2 protein-coding genes and 1 tRNA gene are annotated in these 2,223 nt (G+C 70.9%); 1 reads left to right on the forward strand and 2 read right to left on the reverse strand.

All coding sequences use genetic code 11. From position 1 onward, the window contains the following. Positions 1-157: 157 nt before the first annotated feature. Positions 158-391, reverse strand: coding sequence for a chaplin ChpH (chpH, locus tag ACZ6D7_RS20405; RefSeq protein WP_469492193.1), 234 nt, complete (start codon positions 389-391; stop codon positions 158-160). A 187-nt stretch (positions 392-578) separates the two neighbouring features. Beyond that, complete coding sequence (locus ACZ6D7_RS20410) at positions 579-1,904, reverse strand: M20/M25/M40 family metallo-hydrolase (RefSeq protein ID WP_469492195.1); 1,326 nt, start codon at positions 1,902-1,904, stop codon at positions 579-581. Positions 1,905-2,138: 234 nt separating this feature from the next. On the opposite strand from ACZ6D7_RS20410, the gene ACZ6D7_RS20415 reads away from it, so the two are divergent. Next, positions 2,139-2,223: transfer RNA gene (locus ACZ6D7_RS20415), tRNA-Leu, on the forward strand.

Here is a 2,223-nt window from a genome sequence, read left to right on the forward strand (position 1 = left end):
TCCCCCCCCCCCCTCCCCCCCCCCCTCCCCCCCCCCCCCCCCCCCCCCCCCCCCCCCCCCGCCCCCCCCCCCCCCCCCCCAACCCCCCTCCCCCCCCCACCCCCCCCCCCCCCCCCCCCGCCCCCGACGGTGTGGACGACCCCTCAGCGGGTCGATGTCACTTGTTGACGCAGGTGTTGCCGAAGGCGGGGTTCAGCAGCCCGATCACCGAGATCGTGTTGCCGCAGACGTTCACCGGGACATGTACCGGGACCTGGATCACGTTGCCGGACGCGACACCCGGGGAGTGCACCGCGGCACCCTGGGCACCGGCGTCGGCGACGGCCATGCCCGCGCCCGCGAGAACCAGCCCACCAGTGGCAGCCGCAGCAGCGACGACCTTCTTGATCATTATTCCTCCTTGTTGGCAAAGCGACCCCAAGCAGCGGATCGCATCACCAGTAACGAGGCGGAATTAATGGGGCTACGCGCTTATCGGCGCATTCACTCTTCCCAGTCATTCCCGTACAGGCGCACGAATTTCCACGCCCTGCGAAATCTCGTTTCACCGGGACAATCAGGGCGACTCCGGTACGGGCTCAGGACGCGTCGATGAACCGGTCGAGCACGCGGACACCGAACTGCAGCCCGTCCACCGGCACCCGCTCGTCGACACCGTGGAACATGCCGGCGAAGTCCAGCTCCGGGGGCAGCTTCAGCGGGGCGAAGCCGAAGCCGCGGATGCCGAGGTCGTCGAAGGACTTGGCGTCGGTGCCGCCGGACAGCATGTAGGGGATCGCCTTCGCGGTCGGGTCCTCGGCGAGCAGCGCGGACTGCATGGCCTCGACCAGCGCCCCGTCGAAGGAGGTCTCCAGGGCCTTGTCGGAGTGCACGTCCTCGCGCCGCACCTTGGGGCCGAGGATCCGGTCGAGATCGGCGAGGAACTCCTCCTCGTGCCCCGGCAGGAAGCGCCCGTCGACGTGCGCGGTGGCCTCGCCCGGGATCACGTTGACCTTGTAGCCGGCGCCGAGCTGGGTGGGGTTGGCGGTGTTGCTCAGGGTCGCGCCGATCAGCTTGGCGATACCGCCCAGCCTGGCGAGGGTGGACTGCATGTCCTCCGGGTCCAGCTCGGTGCCCAGGGCGTCGCCCAGCTCGTCGAGGAAGGCCCGGGTCGTCTTGGTGACCCGTACCGGGAAGGTGTGGCGGCCCAGCCGGGCGACGGCCTCGGACAGCTCGGTGATCGCGTTGTCCCGGTGGATCATCGAGCCGTGCCCGGCGGTGCCGGCGACGGTCAGCTTCATCCAGTGCATGCCCTTCTCGGCCGTCTGGATCAGATAGAGCCGGCGCTCCTCGCTCACGGTGAACGAGAACCCGCCGACCTCGCTGATCGCCTCGGTGACGCCCTCGAAGAGGTCCGGGTGGTGGTCGACGAGGTGGCGGGCGCCGTACGTGCCGCCGGCCTCCTCGTCGGCGAGGAAGGCGAGGACGATGTCGCGCGGCGGCCTGCGCCCGGAGCGCAGCCGGTCACGGACGACCGCCAGGGTCATCGCGTCCATGTCCTTCATGTCGACCGCGCCCCGGCCCCACACGCACCCGTCGGCGACCTCGCCGGAGAAGGGGTGGTGGGTCCAGTCGACCGCGTTGGCCGGTACGACGTCGAGGTGGCCGTGGATGAGCAGCGCGGGCCGGGACGGGTCCTCGCCCTCGATCCGGGCTACGGTGGAGGCGCGCCCCGGGTGCGACTCGAAGATCTTCGGTTCGAGCCCGACCTCCGCGAGCTTCTCGGCGACCCACTCCGCCGCCTTGCGCTCGCCCGGGCCCGAGTGGTCGCCGTAGTTGCTGGTGTCGATCCGGATCAGCTCGCGGCAGAGGTCCACGACCTCGTCCTCGCCTGTGACGCTCCTGCCCGTGTCCGTCGCGCTCACGCTGCTTCCTCCCGCTGTCACTGCTGGTGGTCCCCGAGGCCGTGGCTCGCACGGCGGCGGGGTCTCCCTCATCCTCCCCCTCCACGCCGCCCCTTCCCAAGACCGGTCCCGGCCCGTCACACGCCGTTCACGCCGGTCGCGGCCGCCGGCCGGCCGGCTGTGATCGGGCACCCCGGAAAGCCTGGTAATGTTTACGACGTCGCCGCGGGGGAAGCCCCGCACGGCAGACACCTTGTCCGGGTGGCGGAATGGCAGACGCGCTAGCTTGAGGTGCTAGTGCCCTTTATCGGGCGTGGGGGTTCAAGTCCCCCCTCGGACA

It is taken from the genome of Streptomyces sp. NPDC041784 (assembly GCF_055591025.1).

Bases quoted from the DNA above. Each gene is read 5' to 3' on its own strand.
- chpH (WP_469492193.1), bottom strand. From the start codon at position 391: ATGATCAAGAAGGTCGTCGCTGCTGCGGCTGCCACTGGTGGGCTGGTT.